The organism is Rhizobium sp. TRM95796 (assembly GCF_025779995.1).
Taxonomy (GTDB): domain Bacteria; phylum Pseudomonadota; class Alphaproteobacteria; order Rhizobiales; family Rhizobiaceae; genus Rhizobium_E.
Window position 1 is genome coordinate 296,292 of sequence record NZ_JAOXHE010000004.1, and the last position, 21,574, is coordinate 317,865.

General features: G+C 63.9%; 20 protein-coding genes. 9 read left to right on the forward strand and 11 right to left on the reverse strand.

The window, feature by feature from the left end; all coding sequences use genetic code 11:
- Positions 1-8 precede the first annotated feature (8 nt).
- The 4 genes from OCK01_RS10115 to OCK01_RS10130 are packed head-to-tail and all read right to left on the reverse strand — an operon-like array spanning position 9 to position 4,714.
- Complete coding sequence (locus OCK01_RS10115) at positions 9-992, reverse strand: ABC transporter permease subunit (protein WP_263823818.1); 984 nt, start codon at positions 990-992, stop codon at positions 9-11.
- Positions 993-1,023: 31 nt separating this feature from the next.
- On the reverse strand, positions 1,024-2,550 hold the full coding sequence (locus OCK01_RS10120; protein ID WP_263823819.1) for a sugar ABC transporter ATP-binding protein: 1,527 nt from the start codon (positions 2,548-2,550) through the stop codon (positions 1,024-1,026).
- Positions 2,547-3,941 carry an FGGY-family carbohydrate kinase gene (locus OCK01_RS10125; protein WP_263823820.1) on the reverse strand — a complete coding sequence of 465 codons (1,395 nt, stop codon included), beginning with the start codon at positions 3,939-3,941 and terminating at the stop codon, positions 2,547-2,549. The genes OCK01_RS10120 and OCK01_RS10125 overlap by 4 nt, the downstream gene beginning before the upstream one ends.
- On the reverse strand, positions 3,938-4,714 hold the full coding sequence (locus OCK01_RS10130) for a DeoR/GlpR family DNA-binding transcription regulator (RefSeq protein WP_263823821.1): 777 nt from the start codon (positions 4,712-4,714) through the stop codon (positions 3,938-3,940). Before OCK01_RS10130 ends, OCK01_RS10125 begins: the two co-directional genes overlap by 4 nt.
- A gap of 190 nt (positions 4,715-4,904) precedes the next feature.
- Between OCK01_RS10130 and OCK01_RS10135 the strand changes: the two genes are divergently transcribed.
- The 6 genes from OCK01_RS10135 to OCK01_RS10160 all read left to right on the forward strand — a co-directional run bounded on the left by OCK01_RS10135 (position 4,905) and on the right by OCK01_RS10160 (position 11,173).
- Entirely contained in the window at positions 4,905-5,975 is a 1,071-nt protein-coding gene (locus OCK01_RS10135) for a class II aldolase/adducin family protein (RefSeq protein WP_263823822.1), read from the forward strand.
- Complete coding sequence (locus tag OCK01_RS10140; protein WP_263823823.1) at positions 5,972-7,237, forward strand: FGGY-family carbohydrate kinase; 1,266 nt, start codon at positions 5,972-5,974, stop codon at positions 7,235-7,237. Before OCK01_RS10135 ends, OCK01_RS10140 begins: the two co-directional genes overlap by 4 nt.
- Positions 7,234-8,076 (forward strand): TIGR01459 family HAD-type hydrolase, encoded by an 843-nt coding sequence (locus OCK01_RS10145; protein ID WP_263823824.1) that lies wholly within the window; start codon positions 7,234-7,236, stop codon positions 8,074-8,076. Before OCK01_RS10140 ends, OCK01_RS10145 begins: the two co-directional genes overlap by 4 nt.
- Before the next feature lie 245 nt (positions 8,077-8,321).
- Positions 8,322-9,509, forward strand: a complete 1,188-nt coding sequence (locus OCK01_RS10150; protein ID WP_263823825.1) for an FAD-binding domain-containing protein — start codon at positions 8,322-8,324, stop codon at positions 9,507-9,509.
- On the forward strand, positions 9,510-9,857 hold the full coding sequence (locus tag OCK01_RS10155) for a thiol-disulfide oxidoreductase DCC family protein (RefSeq protein WP_263823826.1): 348 nt from the start codon (positions 9,510-9,512) through the stop codon (positions 9,855-9,857).
- Positions 9,854-11,173, forward strand: coding sequence for an ABC1 kinase family protein (locus OCK01_RS10160; RefSeq protein ID WP_263823827.1), 1,320 nt, complete (start codon positions 9,854-9,856; stop codon positions 11,171-11,173). Before OCK01_RS10155 ends, OCK01_RS10160 begins: the two co-directional genes overlap by 4 nt.
- A 71-nt stretch (positions 11,174-11,244) precedes the next feature.
- On the opposite strand, the gene OCK01_RS10165 is transcribed toward OCK01_RS10160, so the two are convergent.
- The 7 genes from OCK01_RS10165 to OCK01_RS10195 are packed head-to-tail and all read right to left on the reverse strand — an operon-like array spanning position 11,245 to position 17,990.
- On the reverse strand, positions 11,245-11,877 hold the full coding sequence (locus OCK01_RS10165) for a hypothetical protein (RefSeq protein ID WP_263823828.1): 633 nt from the start codon (positions 11,875-11,877) through the stop codon (positions 11,245-11,247).
- On the reverse strand, positions 11,870-12,583 hold the full coding sequence (locus OCK01_RS10170; RefSeq protein ID WP_182828404.1) for a hypothetical protein: 714 nt from the start codon (positions 12,581-12,583) through the stop codon (positions 11,870-11,872). Before OCK01_RS10170 ends, OCK01_RS10165 begins: the two co-directional genes overlap by 8 nt.
- Before the next feature lie 58 nt (positions 12,584-12,641).
- Positions 12,642-13,601, reverse strand: a complete 960-nt coding sequence (locus tag OCK01_RS10175) for a carbohydrate kinase family protein (RefSeq protein WP_263823829.1) — start codon at positions 13,599-13,601, stop codon at positions 12,642-12,644.
- Between the two features lie 3 nt (positions 13,602-13,604).
- A complete protein-coding gene (locus OCK01_RS10180) occupies positions 13,605-14,648 on the reverse strand; it encodes an ABC transporter ATP-binding protein (protein WP_263823830.1) in 1,044 nt (347 codons plus the stop codon).
- Between the two features lie 3 nt (positions 14,649-14,651).
- The gene (locus OCK01_RS10185; RefSeq protein WP_182828407.1) at positions 14,652-15,494 is read right to left on the reverse strand and encodes a carbohydrate ABC transporter permease; all 843 of its coding nucleotides are present in this window, start codon (positions 15,492-15,494) and stop codon (positions 14,652-14,654) included.
- The gene (locus tag OCK01_RS10190) at positions 15,494-16,429 is read right to left on the reverse strand and encodes a carbohydrate ABC transporter permease (protein ID WP_263823831.1); all 936 of its coding nucleotides are present in this window, start codon (positions 16,427-16,429) and stop codon (positions 15,494-15,496) included. Before OCK01_RS10190 ends, OCK01_RS10185 begins: the two co-directional genes overlap by 1 nt.
- A 7-nt stretch (positions 16,430-16,436) precedes the next feature.
- Positions 16,437-17,990, reverse strand: a complete 1,554-nt coding sequence (locus OCK01_RS10195) for an ABC transporter substrate-binding protein (RefSeq protein ID WP_263823832.1) — start codon at positions 17,988-17,990, stop codon at positions 16,437-16,439.
- A 248-nt stretch (positions 17,991-18,238) separates the two neighbouring features.
- Between OCK01_RS10195 and OCK01_RS10200 the strand changes: the two genes are divergently transcribed.
- The 3 genes from OCK01_RS10200 to OCK01_RS10210 are packed head-to-tail and all read left to right on the forward strand — an operon-like array spanning position 18,239 to position 21,574.
- Positions 18,239-19,558, forward strand: coding sequence for an NAD(P)H-dependent oxidoreductase (locus tag OCK01_RS10200; RefSeq protein WP_182828409.1), 1,320 nt, complete (start codon positions 18,239-18,241; stop codon positions 19,556-19,558).
- Between the two features lie 2 nt (positions 19,559-19,560).
- Positions 19,561-20,559: a thiamine pyrophosphate-dependent dehydrogenase E1 component subunit alpha gene (locus OCK01_RS10205; RefSeq protein ID WP_263823833.1), complete on the forward strand. Its 999-nt coding sequence runs from the start codon at positions 19,561-19,563 to the stop codon at positions 20,557-20,559.
- A gap of 1 nt (position 20,560) precedes the next feature.
- A complete protein-coding gene (locus OCK01_RS10210; RefSeq protein WP_263823834.1) occupies positions 20,561-21,574 on the forward strand; it encodes an alpha-ketoacid dehydrogenase subunit beta in 1,014 nt (337 codons plus the stop codon).

Consider the following 21,574-nt stretch of genomic DNA (forward strand, 5'->3'; position numbering starts at 1 on the left):
GCCCGACGTCATGTCCGGCTAAGTCCCTTGAGCCTGTAGCGATCGAGGCCAACGGCGACGATGATGACGAGGCCTTTAATGATGTACTGCCAGATGTCGGACACCCCCACGAGGATGAGGCCGTTGGAGAGAACGGCGATGATGAGCGCGCCGATCAATGTGCCCCAGATCGATCCTACGCCGCCGACGAAGCTGGTGCCGCCGAGTATGACCGCGGCTATGGCGTCGAGTTCATAGGCTTGGCCGAGTTGCAGGCCATTCGCGGCGTAGAGGCGCGCCGCCGACATGGCGCCGCCGAGGCCGGCGAGCAGGCCGGACATGGAATAGACGAAGAGCAACACCAGCGGCACCTTGATGCCGGTCAGTCGCGCAGCCTCGGTATTGCCGCCGACCGCATAGATCCAGGCGCCGAGCACGGTGCGCTTGAGAATGAACCAGGACAGCAAGATGGTGGAGACGGCGATCACGGCCAGCCAGGGAAGTCCGAGGATCGTGCCGTTGCCGATGAAGTCGAAAGGGAGGTCCGCGTTGAAGACGGTAGTGTCGCCGCCGAGCAGGCGGGCGACGCCGCGGATCGCGGTCAGCGAGCCGAGCGTGACGATGAAGGGCGGCAGCTTGAGATAAGCGATGATCGCCCCGTTGGCGAAGCCGCAGGCCAGCCCGCTCAATATGGCGGCGGCTATACCGAGCATTCCCAAATCAGGCACGAGCGAGACGATGACCGCCACCATAGCCGATGCGGCGAGAATCGAGCCGACCGAAAGATCGATGCCGCCGGTGAGGATCACGAAGGTCATGCCGGCGGCCAGCACCGTGTTGATGGACGCCTGCTGCATGACGATCGACAGGTTGTTGACGCTGAGAAAGCGTCCGCTCAACACATGGAACCCTATGGACAGCAAGATCAGCACCGGGAGCATGCCGAGCGCCGTCAGCGTCGAGCGCAGTCTGATCCGGTCCATCACTGTCTGGTCGGTTTCGGTCGCGCTCATGAGGTCCGTCCGTGTTTTTTCTGTGTTTCGGTCATGCCGCCGGCTCCATCGTGCCGGTGGCCAGCGCCATTATGGCTTCCTGTTCGATCGCGGCGCCCGTCGCGCCGCCGACCTCGCCCGCGATCCGTCCCTCGCGCATGACGAGAACACGGTCTGCAATGCCGATGATTTCCGGCAGGTCGCTCGAGATGACGACGATGGCGATGCCGTTTTGGGCGAGTTCGTCGATGATGCGGTAGATCTCCGACTTCGCTCCAACATCGACGCCGCGCGTCGGTTCATCGAGGAAAACAACCTTAGGTTTTGTTTCGAGCAGGCGCGCCAGCAGCGCCTTCTGCTGATTGCCGCCCGACAGCGCGCCGACATTCACGTTGGCGCCCGTCGTACGGATCGACAGCGTCGAGATGGCCTTGAGCGCGCGCTCCCTGGCTCGCGCGAAGTTGCGGATGCCGGCCAGCTGGGAGTCCTTGCCGATCACCCCGATATTGATGTTGTCGCTGATCGACATGTCCAGAAACAGGCCGAGGGATTTTCGATCTTCGGTCAGGTAGGCGATGCCCGCGTCCAGCGCTTCGCGCGGCGAGCCGATGGAGAGCGCCTGCCCATTGAGAAAAAGCTCGCCCGAGGTTTTTGGATCGGCGCCATAGATCAATCGCGCCAGTTCGGTGCGGCCCGAGCCGACCAGTCCCGCGATGCCGAGCACTTCGCCCGCCTTCACATCGAAGCTGCAGCGGTGAACACGCCGGCCGTCGCCGATATCCTTGATTTCGAGCACTGCGGCGCGGGCGTCGTCGGCCGCGCGGTGCTCCTTTTTGTAGAAGGTCGACAGATCGCGGCCGACCATCATGGACACCAGCTTCGACGCGGTCAGCTCCTCGCGCATCAGAGTGCCGACATAGGCGCCGTCGCGCAGCACGCTCACGCGGTCGGAGAGCTGATAGATCTCCTCCATCCTGTGGCTGATATAGATGACGGCGATACCATCGGCCTTGAGCCGTTCGATGACGTCGAACAGCCGCTCGGTCTCGCGGCTGGTCAGTGAGGTCGTCGGCTCGTCCATGACGATGATCCGGGCCTTCGTCGTCAGCGCGCGGGCGATTTCGACCATCTGACGCTCGCCGAGCGACAGCTCCGACACCCTGGCGCCGGGGCCGAATCCGATGCCGAGCTGTGTGAGAATCGGTTGGGCAAGCCGTTGCAAGCCGGCGCGGTCGATGACGCCGAAGCGCGCGGGTTCGGCGCCGAGGAACATGTTTTGAGCCACGCTCAGGTTCGGGGCGAGCGAAAGCTCCTGGTAGATCACGGCGATGCCGTTCGCCTTGGCCTTGAGCGGATTGCCGAGCGCCACCGGCAGCCCATCGATCAGAACCGAACCGCCGGGATCGGCGGTATAGGCTCCCGACAGGATCTTCATCAATGTCGACTTGCCGGCGCCATTCTCGCCCATGAGCGCATGGACCTCGCCGGCATAGGCATCCAGATCGACGCCCGACAGCGCCCTGGCCGGACCGAAGGTCTTGCTGATCGCGCGCATTTCGAGGAGAGGGCGGGTCGTCATGCGCGCTTCTCCTTCGGAGCGGTGTCGCCTTGCATCGTCTCGACCATCTGCCGCCATGTGCGGCGATAATCGTCCAGCCCGGGCATCGGGAGGGGTGCTGCCTCCGCGCAGTCGTTGATGAAGGGGCTTTTGCCGACCGCGTCGAAGACGAGGGCCGCGGCGCCCAGCGCGCTGCCTTCCGGATTGTTGCTGGTGTGGACGATCTGGCCGGGTCTCAGCGCCGCCAGCAGCGGCGCATAGAGGGCCGACTTCACAAGTCCGCCGTCGATGACGATGGCGTTGTCCGAGCCGATGAGATCGAGCGAAAGGTCGGTCATCAGGGCGATATAGAGGAGCGCCGCGGCGGCGCGTTCCTCCCCTTCCACGGATGGGCCGACGAAGCGGCCAGCGTGGCCCTGAACCGGGCCGCCGGCGGCGAAGGACGGCAACGCGAAAGAGCGTTGGGCGATGACCGACTGGATCGCCTCGATCGAAATCGGCTTCACCCAGCCTCGGCTCGCCACCTCATATTCGCGACCGCCCATGAACCGGATCGTCGCGACAGGTTTATGGTCGACCGTGACATTGGCCAGCATGTCGCGCGCCGGGTCCAGTCGGTCGAGCGCGCTTGCCGGATTGAAGATGACGACCCAGGTGCCGCTGGACACCAGCGTGAAGTCGGCAAAGCCCAGCGAGCGGTAGAAATAGAGCGCCGAGTTGCTGTCATGCACGCCATTGTGCACGGCCACGTCGGTCGTCCGGCCATCCGAGAGCGTCAGCGCATAGCGTCCGACGTCTTCTCCCGCCGCCACGAGCGGCGGCATTTTGGATCGCCAGCCCATGCGGTCGACCAGGCTCGAGAAATCATCCTTCAGCGGCGCCCATAGATGGGAGTGGCAGCCGAGATAGGAGACCTCGGACAGCGGGCGTCCGCTGAATTTCCATGTCCAGAACTGCGGATAAGGGAGGATCGACTCCGTCTTGTCGATCAGCGACGGGTCGCGCGCGTCGAGCCAGAGCAGATGGCGGCCATAATTGAAGCCGAGAGGCAGACGAGGCGAAAACGTCTCATGGAAATCGGGAGCCATCGCGTCGATCCGATCGGCGATCTCGCCGGGCGGCTCTTGCTCGTAGTCCATGATCGGGTGGACGAGTTCGCCGCCGGCCGCCAACGCGAAGGTGCAACCGTGGCCGGAGAACATGATGCGGCTCACGGCGTAGCCTTCGACCACACGCGCCAGCTCGCGACGCATCCATTCGAAGAGGGCCTCGTCATCGAGAACCCTGATGTCGCCGTGATCGCGCCAGACCGGCCTGGTCCTGACTTCGTCGATGACCGCGCCGTCCCCGGCTATCACGAAGAGCTTGGAGTTGGTCTTTCCGAGATCGAAGACGGCGATCGGAGAGGTCATGCGCCACCTCCGATGTCAGCGATGCAAACGGAGATTCCGGCGTCTTCCATCATCTTGGCGGCCGCGTCCGGCAGGCCGTCGTCGGTGATGACCATGCTGATGCGGGACAGCGGAAGCGCGACGTTGCGCGGCTTCATCGAGAACTTGCGGCTGTCGGCGAGCAGTACGATCTCGTCGGCGCAGCCGGCCAACTCGTTGATCACCTTGACCAGCAGAGGATGGGATTCGAGCACGCCATTGGCGTCGATGCCCTGCGCGCCCAGAAAGAGACGCGACGCGAAAAAACCCGGCGCGCCGCCGGAGGCGTCATGGATGATGCCCGGTTCGCGATAGAGATCGCCGCCTGCGACGCTGAGATGGCAGGTTCCATGCTCGCCGAGATAGGCGGCCAGAGGCATGGAATTGGTCCAGATGCGCAGATTGCGATAGGCCAGCAACGTGCCGAGCTGGTAGCATGTCGAGCCCGCATGGACGATCAGGGAATCCCCGTCCCGGATCAGCGCCGCCGCTTTTTCGGCGATCGCCCGCTTGGCCTCCACCGCTATGTCGCGGTTCTCGTCAAAGGGCTTGGCCGCGAGCCGGCTGTTGGACGCCTCGCTGGCGGAAATGCCGCCATAGACTTTGCGGGCGCGACCCAGTTCGTGGAGCTTGTCGATGTCACGACGGATGGTGGCCGGAGACACGCCGAGCCGTTCCTGCAGATCCCGCACGGATGCGAACGGGGTTTCGCGCAGAAGGTCGATGATAGCCTTGTGACGGTCGGTGTCGTTCACGGTTTCCTCCCGGCGTCTCCCTCGCCGATGAGTGAAGATAATCACAGTTATTGCAGACGTTCAAGTACGATGATTTAAATTCCTCACCGCTTGACGATATTTGATCACCGCAATACGATGCCGGCCGAAGATCGCTCGTAGCAATGACAAATTTCCTTGTTCGGGCTGGTAGGGTTGAGGAGGAGCTCGCATGCCTTCAGGCGCTGGGCAGGATTTCGAGGGCTTTCTCGCCCTGTCGACGGATATCGGCCGTGATTTGCTGAAGACGCAGGGGGCTGGGGGCAACACCTCGTTCAAACGCGACGGGAGGATGTGGGTGAAGGCCTCTGGCACGTGGCTTTCTCAGGCGGCGGAACGCGACATCATGGTGCCCGTCGAGATCGCGCCGCTGGTGAGCGCCTTGCGCCAAGGCGACCCTCGCGCGGAAAAGGCGACGGATTTCGTCATTGCCGAGCTCAACGGCTCCGGCCTGCGTCCGTCGATCGAGACGAGCTTTCATGCCGCTTTGCCGCAGAGAGTGGTCGCCCATTACCACTGCGTCAACACGATCGCGCTGTCGGTGCTCGAGGGGCGCGATGCGCTGATCGCCGAACGCATGGCCGATCTGCCCGACCTCACTTGGGCCGCCATTCCCTATCGCCGGCCCGGCACGCCGCTGGCGATGGAGATCGACCGCGCGGCCGGCGACCGTCCGGATGTGCTGATCCTCTACAACCACGGCATCATCGTCACCGGCGAGACGGTCGATGACGTGCGCGAACGCATCGATAGGGTGACGTCCGCGCTGGCGATGCCGGAGCGTGCGGGAACCCAGGCGGATTTCGCCGCGCTGCGCCAACTGGCGGAAGGATCCGAATTCCATGTCGCCGAAGACGCCGGGAGCCACAAAACCGCGCTGGATGCGGTCAGTCTCGCCGTCGCGACCGGGGGCTCGCTTTATCCCGACCATGTCATCTTTCTCGGTGTGGAGATCGGAGTGCTCGCAGAGGGTCAACCAGTCGCCAGTTACGCCGCTGGACGACGGGAGGCAGGTCGGCCGATGCCGAAGATGGTGTTGGCGCCGAACAAAGGGGTGCTGCTCTCCAATGAGCTTACCGCCGGCGGACGGGTCATGGCGCGTTGTCTCGCCGAGGTTTCTTCCCGCATTCCAGCTGGACGGAGGCCGATTTATCTCAACGGCGCCCAGGAGCATGAACTGACCCATTGGGAGGCCGAACAGTATCGGCAGGCGCTGGACCGCAAGGCGAGCCTGAAGGCATGACCCTGGCCCACGCCATCGGCATCGACCTCGGCACGTCGGGTGTGCGGGCCGCTGCCTTATCCGAAGACGGGGCGGTGCTGCATCTTGCCGCCTTCGCCTATGACGATGCGCCAGCCGGACGCGATCCGTCGTCATGGTGGCGCGGGGTAGAAATCTGTCTCTTCGAACTCGCCGGGCGCGTTTCGCTCTCCAGCGTCCGCGGCCTTGCGGTCGACGGGACCTCCGGCACGATGCTGGCCGTCGACAAAGATGGGCGGCCGCTTGGCGATGTCCTGATGTATAACGACACCTGTCCTGACATGGACATCGTCGCCCGGATCGGGGACGTCGCTCCGGATGGCAGTCCGGCCCGCGGCGCGGCCTCGGCATTGGCGAGGGCGATCTACCTGTCGCGCCGCGACGGCGTTCATAAGGTCGTTCATCAGGCCGACTGGATACTCTGGCGGCTCGGCCTGGGCGGCGCGGCGTCGGACGAGAACAATGCGCTCAAGACGGGCTATGATCTCGAAGCGGAATGCTGGCCGGACTGGCTCGAAGGCGTCGGCATGGATGTCGACCTGCTGCCGCAAGTCCACAGAGCGGGCGCCCCGATTGCCGAAATCGGCCCTTCAGGGCAGCGCTTCGGCTTATCCAGCAATGTCATTCTGCACGCAGGCACGACGGATGGCTGTGCGTCCTTCCTCGCCACAGGCGCACGTGAAGCCGGCGACGGGGTGACGGCGCTGGGCTCGACGCTGGTGCTGAAGCTCGCTTGTCCTTCACCGATCAGTTCCAGCGTCTATGGCGTCTATTCGCATCGCGTGCTGGGCTTCTGGCTGGCGGGTGGCGCGTCCAACTCCGGCGGCGCGGTGATCCGCAGCCTGTTCGACGCCGCCGCGCTTGCGCAACTGACCTCCGCGCTCGATCCCGATCATCCCACCGGGCTCGACTATTATCCGCTGTTGCGGCCGGGCGAACGGTTTCCCATCAACGATCCGACCCTTCCGCCCCGGCTCGTTCCGAGGCCGGCGCACGACGCGACCTTTTTTCAGGGCGTGCTCGAAGGCATCACGGGCATCGAGAAATCAGGCTATGATCGGCTCGTCGAGCTCGGCGGCCCGGCGCTGCGCTCCATACGCTCCGTCGGCGGAGGGGCGGCCAATGCAGGCTGGACGCGGATGCGCGAGCGCGCGCTCGGGGTTCCATGTCTCGAGCCGCGCTCGGCGGAGGCGGCGGTCGGCGCGGCGTTTCTGGTGCTGTCGGGACAGGAGCGTCAGGCATGACGCTTGCCGTCTCCGTGGGTCTTCATCAACTGGCGTTGCGCTACGACACTTTCTTCATCGATCAGTTCGGCGTGCTGCGCGACGATCGGTCCGCCTATCCCGGCGCCAATGAGGCTCTTCTCTATCTCAAGTCGCTCGGCAAGACCGTCATCATCCTCTCCAATTCCGGCCGTAGCGGGGTCTACAACGCGCAGCGCTTCGAAGGCATGGGATTTGACCGGGCCGGCTTCGATCATTTTGTGACCTCGGGCGACGTGGCCTACGATGTGTTGAAACGGGAGAACGGCGCGTCCGCCGCTCCGAAGAATTGCCTGACGATATCGAGCGGCGGCGACCGCAATTTATCCGACCGCCTCGGCTACATCGCCGTCGCGGATGCTGCGCATGCAGATCTCGTCATTGTTTCGGGCAGCGACGCCGAAATCGTTCCGCTCGATGTCTATCGGGACATGCTGAGGCCGGCCGCCATGCGCAACGTCGCCTGCTATTGCACCAATCCGGATCGTCACAAACTGGCCAACGGCGCCACGGCGCCCGGCGCCGGCAGCATTGCAGGGCTCTATGAGGAGCTCGGGGGTGAGGTTCGCTGGTTCGGGAAGCCGCATCCTGACATCTACGAACATGCTCTGTCCCTGGCCGGACGCCCACGATCCGGCGATGTCGTCTGTATCGGCGACAGCCTGGAACACGACATTGCCGGCGCCAAAAGCGTCGGCTTGGCCTCCTGCCTGGTTCGCACGGGGATCCTGTCGGGCGCGTCGGCGAAAGACCTGGAGTCGTTGGCCGCCCGATACGGCGCAACGCCGGATTTCGTGATGACCGAGTTCAAGAAGGGTTGACGTCGCGACCGGATTCTCGGTCATCACGACCCGTCGATTGCGGATCGGGACAGGGCGTTTTCCCCATGTCGGCGACCCTGCGCAGGCGAAATGGGATGTCGCTCCTTCCAGTCCGAGACGCGCTTGGTCCACTCTGATGCGTCTTTCGTAGAAAGGGTTCGGCGCATCCGTGGGCGATCGGCGCGTCGAGATAGAGACCTGCCCCAAACCAACTGAAACTTAGTTCCTCAGGCATCGGCTTGACCATGACAGACATCAGCTTCCCTCTCAACCGAGCCGATGCATTTCATCGTCTGAAATCATTTGCGCCGAAGGCGGGAAGCCACTATGCGCGGCTGCGCAACCAGGATCATGGGCGGGGCAGGCATGTGCATGTGTCGCGGCTTTCGGCGGCGTTGCGCCGACGGCTCGTGAGCGAGGAAGAGGTCGTCGAGGCTGTCCTGTCGCATCATGATTTTGCATCGGCCGAGAAATTCGTCAGCGAGGTGTTCTGGCGGAGTTACTGGAAAGGGTGGATGGAGCAGCGTCCGTCTGTGTGGAGGGACTACCTCTCGGCCGTGAGCCGGGCGAAGGACCGTCTCGATGCGTCTTCCGATCTGAAGACCCGCCATGAGGCGGCGATAGGGGCGCGAACGGGCATCGATTGTTTCGACGGGTGGGTGGAGGAGCTCTGCGACACGGGCTATCTTCACAACTGGGCCCGCATGCAGGTCGCCTCGATCTGGATTTTTACCCTGGGCCTGCCGTGGGAGCTCGGCGCCGCCTTCCTGTTCGACCGGCTGATCGACGCCGATCCCGCGTCCAACACATTGTCGTGGCGCTGGGTGGCGGGACTGCACACTGCAGGCAAAGCCTATCTCGCCGATTCCGAACGCATCCGGTCGATGACGGAGGGTCGTTTTTCGCCGAGGGGATTGGCGCGCGCGGCGATCATTCCCACCGACTGTCTATCGACGCCGCAAGCCTGCACCATTCGGCCTGTTGCATGCCCCGATCCGTCCGCGCCGACTTTGCTTCTATCGACCTCGGAAGACCTGTCGGTGGAGTCGGCGGCGGAGTTCCGCGGCCTTTCCGTCCGGGCGATCGCCTTCATCGACGGCCGCGACGATTGGGACCGGATCGCGCTCGCCGACGGCGTGCGGCGCGCTCGCCAAGCCTGGCCGGAAGCAGAGTTCCTGGGCGTGGTCGATCCGGCTCATCTGTCGGAGGCCGCGCATGCGGCGGGATGCACGCAGATTGCGACCGCCTTTCTTCCCGTGGGACCGATGGCCGACACCCTCGCGCCGCTGCATGCGGAAGCGCGGGGTCGGCAGGGAGTGGCCTTCACGGAGTTTATGCGCGACTGGGACCGGCGCATATGGCCGCATTGTCGAAAAGGCTTCTTCGCGCTCAGGGAGAAAATCCCTCAGCTGATTGACGGTGGGAGATCCTGAATGGCGCCGGAGGTAACCGTGTTTTTCGATGGAGCCTGTCCGCTCTGCAGGCGCGAAATCGCCCTGATGCGCCGGCTCGATCGCCGCGGCGCGATCCGTTTTGTCGATGTGTCCGGCGATGCGACGACCTGTCCGATCGACCAGAAGGCGCTGCTCGCCCGCTTTCACGCTTCGGAGGATGGACGGCTCTTCTCGGGCGCGCGCGCCTTCGCCGCCATGTGGCGGGCGATCCCCATTCTCCGGCCTCTGGGCCTGCTCGCGGATCTGCCCTGGGCGAGGCCCGTGTTCGAAAATGCCTATCTCGTCTTCCTCCGCATCCGCCCCCATCTGCAGAGGTTGGCGTCATGAGCGGCGGAGATCGTTACCGTCCGGTTCCCGAGGGTCGATTGAGCCGGTTGGCGGCGCTCGGCCAGATCGCCGGCGGCATTGCCTCAGGCGTCGTGTCCGAAGGGCTGAGCCGCCTGGCCAAGGGCGAACGACCGCATCTCCGCGATCTTCTGCTGACGCCGTCGAACGCCCGCAAGGCGGCGGATCAACTGTCACGTATGCGCGGCGCGGCGATGAAGCTCGGTCAGATGGCGTCGCTCGACCCGGGCGAGTTTCTGCCGCCGGAAATGCAGGCTATCTTTTCCCAACTGCGGTCGTCGGCGCATTTCATGCCGCCCGGCCAGTTGTCCGCCTGCCTCGCAAGCGCCTGGGGGCCGGATTGGCGACGTCATTTCAGCCAATTCGACATGACGCCGGTGGCGGCCGCATCGATCGGGCAGGTGCACCGGGCCGTGCTCGTCTCGGGCCGCGCCGTCGCGGTCAAGGTTCAGTATCCCGGCGTCGCCAGGAGCATCGATGCCGATATCGACAATGTCGCGACCTTCCTGCGGCTCTCCGGTCTTGTTCCTGCGGGCGTCGATCTCGCGCCGCATCTGGCCGAAGCCAAGCGGCAGCTTCACGAAGAGGCTGATTATCTTCGCGAGGCCGATCAGATGCGCCGCTTTCGGACGCTGCTGGCAGGGGATGCGCGCTTTGTGGCTCCAGCTCCGGTGGAAGACCTTGTTCGCCCCACCGTGCTGCCGATGGATTTCGTCGATGGCGTTCCACTGGAACGCCTCGTCGCGGCGTCGCAGGCGACGCGCGAGACGGCCATGCGGGCGATGGCGGACCTCGCTCTGTCGGAGCTCTTCACCTTCGGCGTCATGCAGACCGATCCGAATTTCGGCAATTATCTCTGGCGACCGGAGGATGGGCGTATCGCGCTCCTCGATTTCGGCGCCGTGCGGCCCGTATCGTCCGACAGCGCGGACGCCTATCGGGCATTGTTGCGGGCCATATCGAGCGGCAGCGTCGACATGGTGCGCGCGGCTCTCATCGACATGGGCTATCTCTCTCCGGCGCAGGTCGCTCGTCACGGCCGCGCGCTCGACGAGATGACGGCGACGGTGCTTCATCATACGCTCAAAGCGCCGGACGGGCTGGTCGATTTCGGCGATCGGGGGCCGCTCGTCGCGGTGTGGGAGAGGGCGCAGCCGATCTTCGCGGACCGGTCGCTCTGGGCGCTGCCGTCTCCGGACAAGATGTTCCTGCAGCGCAAGATCACCGGCATGGCGCTTCTCGCGATGAAACTGCGTGTTCGGTTGCCGGTTTTCGACATGCTGTCGGACTATGCGTGACCTGGCGGCGCTTCGGCGATGAAGGCTTCTTGGAAAGAGTAAAGCGCGGGGTGTGCCGCGCACCGGACGGTTCAGAGCCTCCGCAGCGTTTCATCCTTCGACGTCGCCTCCGGCGAAACCATCCAGTCGCCGATCCGCGAGACGAAGGAGGCCGGCATGAACCAGTTGGGTTCGTAGCCCAGCATTTTCTGCAGGAAACCCGCGGCGAAGCCGCCGTTCTCAAGGGCGTTTTCCCGGAAGGACCACCAGGACCGGATATTGCCGATGTCGGGCGCGACATGAGTTTGCAAATGGAATTCCTGCTCCATCGCCGCGGCGTGCACGGAAAGGCAGAACATCGTGCAGACATAGCCTTCGGGCCAGAAGGCGCCGGGCGCGTCGGCGTCCTGCTTCGTCGCGGGGCCACGCGCCATGATCGGCATGTCGGCGATCAGTTCGCGAAACATCAGCGAGGCGGCAAAAGCGAAGAAGGCCGGCCGCTCACTCTTGTCGCTGGGCCTTTGGCGGTCGATCATTTCGAGCCAACGCACGAAGACGGCGGCGATCTTGGTTTCTTCGATTTCGAAGTCGCAGCCGAGTTCGTCTTCCTGTATCTCGACGAACCTCAGAAATGCGGCCTTGAACCACCGCAGCCGGCGCACAGCGACGCGATAGGGCTCGTTGGTGGGCGGCAGAGTCGCGATCGGTTTGATCTGGTCAGACATTGTCTGCATACTTCGCATAAAGCGCCGACAGCGCGCCCGCGTCCCTCGCTGCGCAAGCCGTGACGATCTGTCGGGCGAAGACCTGGGACAGGTCGATGGCCGACATCAGCGCCATCTCCTGGTCCGCCTCGTCGCGTGGCGATTGCAACCAGAGAAGCACCGCGAAGATCGTCACCGTCGTCGCCTCATGTCCACTCAGGGACGGATCTCCGCTGATGACGGGTCCTTGCAGCACCTGCGCGTCGATCAGGGCGAAAGTCAGCGCCGCCGCCACATCGGCGCCGGAAAGATGCCGGGAGGCGTCGACAGTCGCCAGGAACGCCTTGCGGGCGGCTGCTTCGCTGACGAAGACGCCGGAAAGGCACATCCGCGCCGCCGCGAGCTTCAGCGCCGGATAGATGGTCGCGGCGAAAAGGGTCGCGGGCTGCTCCTGCGCGGCAAGATCTGCGAGCAGGATGTCGGAGTCGGGTTCCGTGCCGATCATGGATTTGGCCAGCACCGACATCTGGGCGTTGACCTTGTGGCCCAGCCCCATCATCTCGTCGAGGACGGCATTGGCGAAATCCGCCGCCGGCTTCGGCAGCCGTTCGGTTGTCGCGCGCGATTTCAACGCCTCTCCGCCGCGCTTGACCATGAAGCGGATGCCGCGCAGCATCTCGCGGAGCGGAACGGGATCGATCAGATTGGGCCGTGGCGATGTCCCCACTTGTCAACTCCATTGCAGACGAAGAGAACATAGTTCAAAGCCGCCGGATGGGGAAGCCTCAGAGCAGAGGGCGACGCGCCGTCCGCCGCATGAATTCCAGCGTGGATTGATAGTCGCGGACGCCGGCCTGGCTGCCGAGTCCCGTCGCGTTCTGCGCAGAGGACGCCTGACCGAGATCGACGGCCGCCGGAAGCGGAAGACCCTTCACCAAACCGGTCGCGAAGCCGCCGTTGAAGCAGTCCCCGCAGCCGCAGGTGCATTTCACATCGACGTCATAAGCCTGAGAGCGGATCTCCTGGCCGTCGTGGTCGAGATAATAGGCGCCATTGCCGCCCATCGTGAGGATGACACTCCTTGCGCCGCGATCGATCAGGAACTGCGCCAGTTCGCGATTGCCGGTCAGCCCCGACAATGCCGACGCTTCTTCCTCCGACGGCAGGAAGTAGTCGGTAAAGGGGAGGAGCGCCTCGACCTTTGGAAGGTCCGCCTTGGTCGAGGCGAAAACGTCGAGCGTGGTGATGACGCCGCGACGCCTGGCTTCCGCCATGATTTCGCGGGTGCGCCCGCTGTCGTCCATCCGGTTCATCAGGCCGACGCCGCCGACATGCAGGATCTTCGTGTCCAGGAGGTCTTCGATCTCGGAATCCTCGATGAAGAAGCCGTCCGTCGCGCCGCGCTTGTGCAAGGCGGGACGCTGGCCGTCCGGCCGGGTGGTGACGACGGAGGAGGAGGTCGCAAAGCCCTCGCATCGGCTCATCAGCGAGATGTCGATGCCGAAGCTCGCAAGCTTCATCAGCACCCAATCGCCCATGTCGTCATGACCGACGCCGCCCACGGCGCGCGCTTTCAAACCATGCTTGGCGGCGACGATGACGGCGCTGCCGGCCGCGCCGGACACGGCCAGCGTGAACTCGTCGACGAAATAGGTGTCGCCGCCCGGAGGAATGGCGGTGACGGGACGGCAGAGGGCGTCGAATGTGATGAAGCCCATCGAGGTGTAGTCGAATTTCGGCGCCATGATTTAACCCCGTATCCGCTGTCCGGCCTGGTCGAAGAAGAACGTGTTCGCCAGATCGAAGCTGATGCCGATCGGGGCGTCGATGTCGCGACGAAACTGTCTGTCGGCCTTGATCTCGATCTGCCTGGCGCCCGCCGCGATGGTGAGATAGGTGACGTCGCCGGTCGGCTCGACGCCATAGACGGTTCCGTTGATATATCCGCCTTCCGTCACGCGGCAGTCTTCGGGGCGAATGCCGAGCGTTACAGGTCCGGACACATAGGCAGGGCAGGGGGCGGAGACGCCCGGCGCGTTGAAGACGCCTCCGCCTGCTACGCCCTCGATCAGGTTCATCGGCGGGCTGCCGATGAAGCCGGCGACGAAGGTGTTGGCGGGATCGGAATAGATCTGGTCCGGCGTGCCGACCTGCTGGATCACGCCCCGGTTCATGATCACGATCCGGTCGGCGAGCGTCATCGCCTCGATCTGGTCATGCGTCACATAGACGGTCGTCACCTTCAGCTGGCGCTGAAGATGCTTGATCTGCACCCGCATCGAGGCGCGGAGCTTGGCGTCAAGATTGGACAAAGGCTCGTCCATCAGGAAGACCTGGGGCTGGCGCACCACGGCGCGGGCGAGCGCCGCGCGCTGGCGCTGGCCGCCCGACAGCGCCGACGGCTTGCGATCGAGATATTCGCCGAGTTCCACCATGGCGGCGGCGTTGCGGATCATCTGGTCGTGCCTGTCGGCGGGGATCTTCCGCATCCTCAGGGGAAAGCGGATGTTTTCGTAGATCGACATGTTCGGATAGAGCGCATAGCCTTGGAAGACCATGGCGACGTCGCGGTCGCGGGCGTCGATGTCGTTCATCACCTCGTCGCCGATGATGACCTCGCCTTCGCTGGGCTGCTCCAGCCCGGCGATCATCCGCATGGTCGTGGTCTTGCCGCAGCCGGAAGGGCCGAGCAGCACGAGGAATTCCTCGTCTTCGATGTCGAGCGACATATGCTGGACGCCGATGAAGGCGCCGTATCGCTTGACGATGTTCTGAAGCTTGATCGAACCCATGGCTTATCCTTTCACAGCGCCCATCGTCAGGCCGCGCGACAGATGCTTCTGGATGAGGACAACCAGGATCAGGATCGGCGCAAAGGCGAGGAAGGAGACGAGGGCTATGGCATTGTAAATGACGCCGTCGGAGCCGCCGGTAAAATTGGCGAGCGCGACCGACATCGTATAGGCGTTCTCGGTGGAGGCGAGAAGCAGTGTGAAGAGAAACTCGTTGATCGCGAAGATCGCCGCGATGACCGCCGCGGTGATGATGCCGGGCAGACAGGCGGGGATGATGATCTCCCGAAGGATCGTCAGGTCGCCGGCGCCGTCGGTGCGGGCGGCGTCTTCCAGCTCTTTCGGAATATCCAGCATGTAGCTGCGGATGATCCAGGTCACCAGCGACAGGTTGACGGCGGCATAGACCAGCATCAGCGCCCAGACGGAATCGAGCAGGCCGAGCTTCTTGAACAGGAAGAAGATCGGGATCGCCACGATCGCCGGGGCCATCATCCGGGTGGACAGGATGTAGAAGCCGATATCCTCGCGCCCCTTGAACTCGTAGCGGGACAGCGCGAAGGCCGCCGGGATCGCCAGAGCGAGATCGATGATCACCGAGCCGGTGACGGCGACCAGCGAATTGCGCAGATATTTGCCGATCGGCCAGTCTTCCAGCAAATGACGCCAGGCGTCGAGCGAGAAGGTGGGAAAGTAGATCGGCGATGTCGTGATGATCTCGGTTCTCGGGCGGAAGGCGATGGTCATGAACCACAGGATCGGGGCGAGGCAGACAAGCGCCCAGGCGCCGAGCACGAGGTAACGGATCAGAAGGCTTTCGCCGCGGGTCCTACGTACGGAAGCCATCAGCTCTTCCCCGAATGGAAGGCGCGTTTGACGATCGTCTGCGCCAGGACAATGGTGATGATCAGCATCAGGACCGAGGCGGCGGAGGCATAGCCGAAATTGAACATGCGGAAGCCGGTGCGATAGATGAAGTAGCTCATGGTTTCCGTGGTCCCGCCCGGCGTGCCCTGCGTCATGATGAAGACATTGGCGAACATGGTGGTGATGTCGATGGCGCGAAGCGTGACCGCCACCACGATCACCGGACGCATCATCGGCAGCGAGATGTTCCAGAAGATCGCAGGCCAGGAGGCGCCGTCGAGACGCGCTGCCTCTTCGATTTCCTGGTCCTGTCCCTGGAGCGCCGCGACGAAGATGATGAAGAGAAACGGGGTCCACTGCCAGACATCGGCGACGATGAGCGTGAGGCGCGAAAGCCAGATCGAGCCGAGCCAGTCGACGTTGCCGCCGACGACGCCGACACGCATCAGGAGATCCGAGATCACCCGCCCGTCATTGAAGGCCAGCTTCCAGATGAAGGCGACGGCGGACGGCATGAACAGCATCGGCATCAGGAACACGATGCGCCAACCGCGCACCATAGGATCCCGATAGGCGAAATAGGCGATGGCCAGCGCGATCACCGTCTGCAGGCACAGAGAGACGCCGCCGATGATCAGCGTATTGCCGAGCGCGGCCCAGAATTCCCGATCCTGCAGAATCTCGACGTAATTGTCGAAGCCGGCCCAGGTCCATTTGACGAATTTGACGACGAACAGGCTTTGGTAGATGGCGAAAACGCCGGGATAGAGCGTGATCGCCAGAAGGTATATCAAAGCGGGCGCGACGAGCAGGTAGGGGAAGGCGGCCCGCAGCAGGGGCGAACGTCGCTTATACGGACGCGCAGGGGCGGCGCGATGCGCCCCTGCGGTCTGGCTGCTTGCGTAAGTAGCCATCATCGCCTCAGAACGGCAGCGGCTTGCCGGCGCCGACATACATGCCGGGCGCGACATCCGCATAAGCGACCGGCGCCTTGCCGCCCGAAAAGCCGTTCTTCTCCATGATCTTCTTCCAGGCGGCCTGGCCGTTTTCGAGCGCTTCCTTGGCGGAAATCTGGCCGGTGACGGCGCGGTTGATCTCGTTGCCGAGCGCCTGCTCCATTTCGAACATGCCGGGCAGGCGCGGGGCGCACCAGGCGTGTTCGAGGCTGTTGGCCCAGACTTCCATCGGCTGCGAGATGGCGCGCAGCTTTTCGTTGCCGAGCACCGAACGATAGCCGGGGGCGACGCCGTTGGCGTTGGCTTCGTTCATCGCCATGATCGAGGAGGTGGTGAGGAAGGCGAGCATCAGGAAGGCGCCCTCCGGGTTCTGCGAGGTGGCGGCGACGCAAGAGGTCGAGCCCGCGATGTTCGGCGGAGCGAACACGCCGCCCTCGATGCGCGGCTCGTAAATGGTGACGAAATCGTCGACGATTTTCGATTGGTCGGGCCGCATGGCTTGCGTTCCCGAATCCTGCCAGCTGATGTTTGTCGCAACCTGGCCTCCCAACCATGCGGCGCGGTTTTCGCCCCAGCCTGCGCCGGAGGTCCCCTCGATCGCATTCTTCTGCAGCGCCATGATAATGTCCATGGCCTTCATGCCAGCGTCGGAAGCGAGCTGTGGATTCCACTGCTCGTCGAACAGCTTCAGCCCGGCCTGAGCGCCGATATGCTCCCAGGTGTAGGTCGACCAGAAGCCGCGGGCGAGCATCATGCCGAGGCCGGCCACGCCGCCGCCGAGCTTGTTGGCCTCGCCGCTGATGCGGATGAGTTCGTCATAGGAGGCAACGGACTTGGATTTGTCGATCGGTCCGCCGAGGATCTTTTCGATGATCGACTTGCGCAGATGCACCATCTGGATATCGCAGTCGAAGGGGATGCCGACGAGCTTGCCGCCGAAATAACCGTAGTTCAGGCGATAGGTGTCGTAGAAATCGTCGAGCGGCAGCTTCCACTTGGCGGCGTAGTCGTCGAGTTCGGCGAGGAAGCCGGGAGCGGCGAAGTCGCCGAGCCAGGGCGAGAAGAACTGCAGCGCATCGAAGGACGCGTTGCCGGACACGAATTCGGCGACGGCCTTGTCATAGAAGCTGTCGTCCGGGATCGGCACGAGTTCGACCTTGATGCCGGACAACGCCTCGAACGGCTTGAGGCCCTCGGCGGCGGAATCCTGGTCGGCCGCGCCGATGGCGAAGCGAACGGTCTTGCCGGACTGCTCCGAGCGGACCTTTTCCCAATCGACGGTGCGGATCCAGTCCTTGGCGGGATCCCAGAGCGGATCTGAGCTGAGCTTGTAGAGCTTGCGGTAGTCTTCACGCACGTAGCCGTCGACCGAGATCTTGTCGAGGGTCGCCTGGATGTCGGGCAAGTTGGACTGCGCGAAAGCCGGCAGCTTCAGCCCGGCCGCGCCTGCGGCGAGACCCACCGTGGCGGTCGTGCGCAGAAACGAGCGGCGAGATACGCTTTGTTTGAACAATGTCATTGTCGGAATCCTCCCAAACGTCACTCTCCCGAGTGACCGGTCTTTCAGGCTGACTATCGAGACGCGACTCCTATTCCCCCGCGCCTTTTGCCTGAAGTGAACTTTCGTTTCACGGATATCAACTATGTACGGTTTATTTTGCGTGTCAATCCCTGCCTTACGGCATTCTTTGCGGCAACGCAGCATAAACTAATGTTGACAGAAAAAACAAATGTGCAATAACCGAGGCAATAACCGTGGAGGAAACCATGCCTACGAATGTCGCCCTGACGGGCCTCGCCCGCGACCTTGCCGCCCGAGCCGACGCTGGAAATCCCATACGCATCGGATTGGTCGGGGCTGGCGAAATGGGCACCGACATCGTCAGTCGCGTCGCTCATATGACGGGCGTGGAGATCGGCGCGATCAGCGAGCTGAAGCCGGGCGCCGCTGCGAGGTCGGTGGAAATCGCCTATGGATCCAAGGACCGCGCCGCCGAAATCGGCAATGCCGATCAGGCAAACGCGGCGATGGAACAGGGCAAGATCGCCATCACGGACAATGTCGGCGCGCTTCTCGACGCCGGCCTCATCGACGTCGTGGTCGACGCGACCGGCATTCCCGCCGTCGGCGCCGAGATCGGCCTGACCGCGATGGAGCGCGGCAAGCATCTCGTCATGATGAATGTCGAGGCCGACATCACCATCGGCGCCTATCTGCGCGCCGAAGCGGAGCGGCTGGGCGTCGTCTACTCTCTGGGGGCAGGCGACGAACCGTCGAGCTGCATGGAGCTCATCGAGTTCGTCAGCGCCATGGGCCACCGGATCATCAGCGCCGGCAAGGGCAAGAACAATCCGCTCAACATCGACGCCACCCCCGACGCCTATGCGAAAGAAGCCGCCGAGCGTCACATGAATCCGCGCATGCTGGTGGAGTTCGTCGACGGCTCCAAGACCATGGTCGAAATGGCGGCCATCGCCAACGCCACCGGCCTGACCCCCGATAAACCCGGCATGCACGGCCCCGCTTGCAGCCGCGAAGAGCTGAGTAAAGTGCTGGTCCCCGAGAGCGCCGGCGGCGTCCTGTCGTCCGCGGAAGGCCGCGTCGACTTCACCATCGGCAAGGGCGTGGCGCCCGGCGTCTTTGTCGTCGCCGAAATGGATCATCCGCGGATCTGGGAGCGGATGGAGGATCTGAAGATGGGCAAGGGCCCCTACTTCACCTTCTTCCGCCCCTATCATCTGACGTCGCTCGAAGTGCCGCTGACCTGCGCCCGTGTCGTGCTCTACGGCAAGGCCGACATGCAGCCGCTGCCCCGTCCGGTCGCCGAAGTCGGCGCGCTCGCCAAAAAGGACCTGCAGCCCGGCGACCGCCTCGATCAGATCGGCGAATACTGCTATCGCGCCTGGATCATGACGGTGGAGGACGCCAAATCGGCCGGCGCCATTCCCTGCGGTCTGCTGGCTGGCGCGACCGTCACGCGTCCGATCAAGAAGGGTGAGTTGATCACCGCCGCCAATGCCTCGGTTCCCGCCGACAGCAAGATCGCCGCGCTGCGCGCGCGCCAAGACGCCATGCTGGGGCTCTGACCATGACGGCGCCGGACAACAGACCCTTCGCCATCCGCACCTATTCCCCCGAGCATTTGCGGGAAGCGCTCAAGCGCATGATTCTGATCCGGCGCTTCGAAGAAGGCGCCGAAGAGAGTTATATGCGCGGGCTCATTCACGGCACGATGCATCTGTCGATCGGCCAGGAAGCCAGCGCGATGGCGACCTGCATGGAACTGACGGATCAGGACAAGATCACCTCCACCCATCGCGGTCACGGGCACTGTATCGCCAAGGGCGCGGATGTCGGCCGGATGTTCGCCGAATTCTTCGGCAAGGAGACCGGATACTGCCATGGCCGCGGCGGCTCGATGCATATCGCCGACGTCAAGACCGGCAATCTCGGCGCCAACGGCATTGTCGGCGGCGGTCTACCGATCGCGGTCGGCGCGGCGCTCTCGGCCAAGCGCCTGGGCAAGAGCGACGTGACGATCTGCTTTTTCGGCGACGGCGCCAACAATGAAGGGGCGTTTCACGAGGCGCTGAACATGGCGGCCATCTGGAAACTGCCGGTGATCTTCGTCTGCGAGAACAATCGCTACGGCATGTCCACCGCCGTGTCTCGATCAACGGCGGTAAAAAATATCGCCGAGCGCGCCGCCGCCTATTCCATGCCGGGCGTCACCGTCGACGGCAATGATTTTTCCGCCGTCGCCGAGGCCGTGCATCACGCGATCGCCCGCGCCCGCGCCGGCGAAGGACCGAGCCTGGTCGAAAACCTGACCTATCGTTGGCGCGGCCATTCCAAGTCCGACCGCAATCGTTACCGGACGAAGGAGGAGATCGAGGAATGGATGGGGCGCGATCCCATCGCCCGCTTCCGCGCGGACCTGATCGGTCATGGAATTCTCGATGAAACCGGCGCCAAGTCCATCGAAGAGGCGGCCGTCGCGGCAGTGCAGGCCGGCATCGAATTCGCCAAAGCGAGCCTCGCCCCATCGATCGGCGAAGTGACCCGCTATGTTTATGCAGAGGCCTGAGATGAACGCTGTCGCGCGAAACCTCGACGAACGCACGCTCTCCTATTCGGAAGCCATCCGCGAGGCGATGTCGCTCGCCATGGACGCCGATCCCACCGTGATTTTGATGGGCGAGGATATCGGCGTCTACGGCGGCGCCTTTCAGGTGACGCTCGATCTCATCGACAAATATGGTCCGGATCGAGTGATGGACACGCCGATCTCCGAACTCGGCGGCGCGGGCGTGGCCGTCGGCGCGGCGCTGACCGGCCTGAAGCCGATCTTCGAATTTCAGTTTTCCGATTTCGCTGCGCTCGCCATGGAGCAGATCGTCAATCAGGCCGCCAAGCTGCGCTACATGCTGGGCGGCGAGGCGTCGGTGCCGGTCGTCTTCCGCATGCCGGCAGGGTCGGGCACGGGCGCCGCGGCGCAACACAGCCAGAGCCTGGAGGCGTGGTTCGGCCATGTTCCCGGTCTCAAGGTCGTGCAGCCCTCCACGCCGGAAGACGCCAAGGGCCTTCTCCTCGCGGCGCTCGCCGATCCGGATCCCGTGCTGATTTTCGAGCACAAACTCCTCTACAAGATGAAGGGCCATGTGCCCAAGGGCCATTACACCGTGCCGATCGGCAAGGCGGCGGTGCGTAGGCAGGGCAAAGATCTCACCATCGTCGCCAGTTCGATCATGGCGCATCGCGCGCTCGAGGCCGCCGAACGTCTTTCGGTCGAAGGCATGGATGTCGAGGTCGTCGATCTCCGATCGGTGCGTCCGATCGACCGCGACACGATCCTCGCCTCGGTGCGGAAGACGGGAAAACTCATGGTCGTCTATGAAGGGGTGAAGAGTTACGGCGTGGGCGCGGAGATCAGCGCGATGGTCGCCGAAAGCGACGCTTTCGATTTCCTCGACGCGCCGATCCTGCGTTTGGGCGGCGCGGAAGCGCCCGTGCCCTACAATCCCGACCTGGAGCGCGCCTCTGTGCCGCAGGTCGACACGATCGAGGCGGCGGCCCGCCGTCTGCTCGGCGGCGAGGTCTGA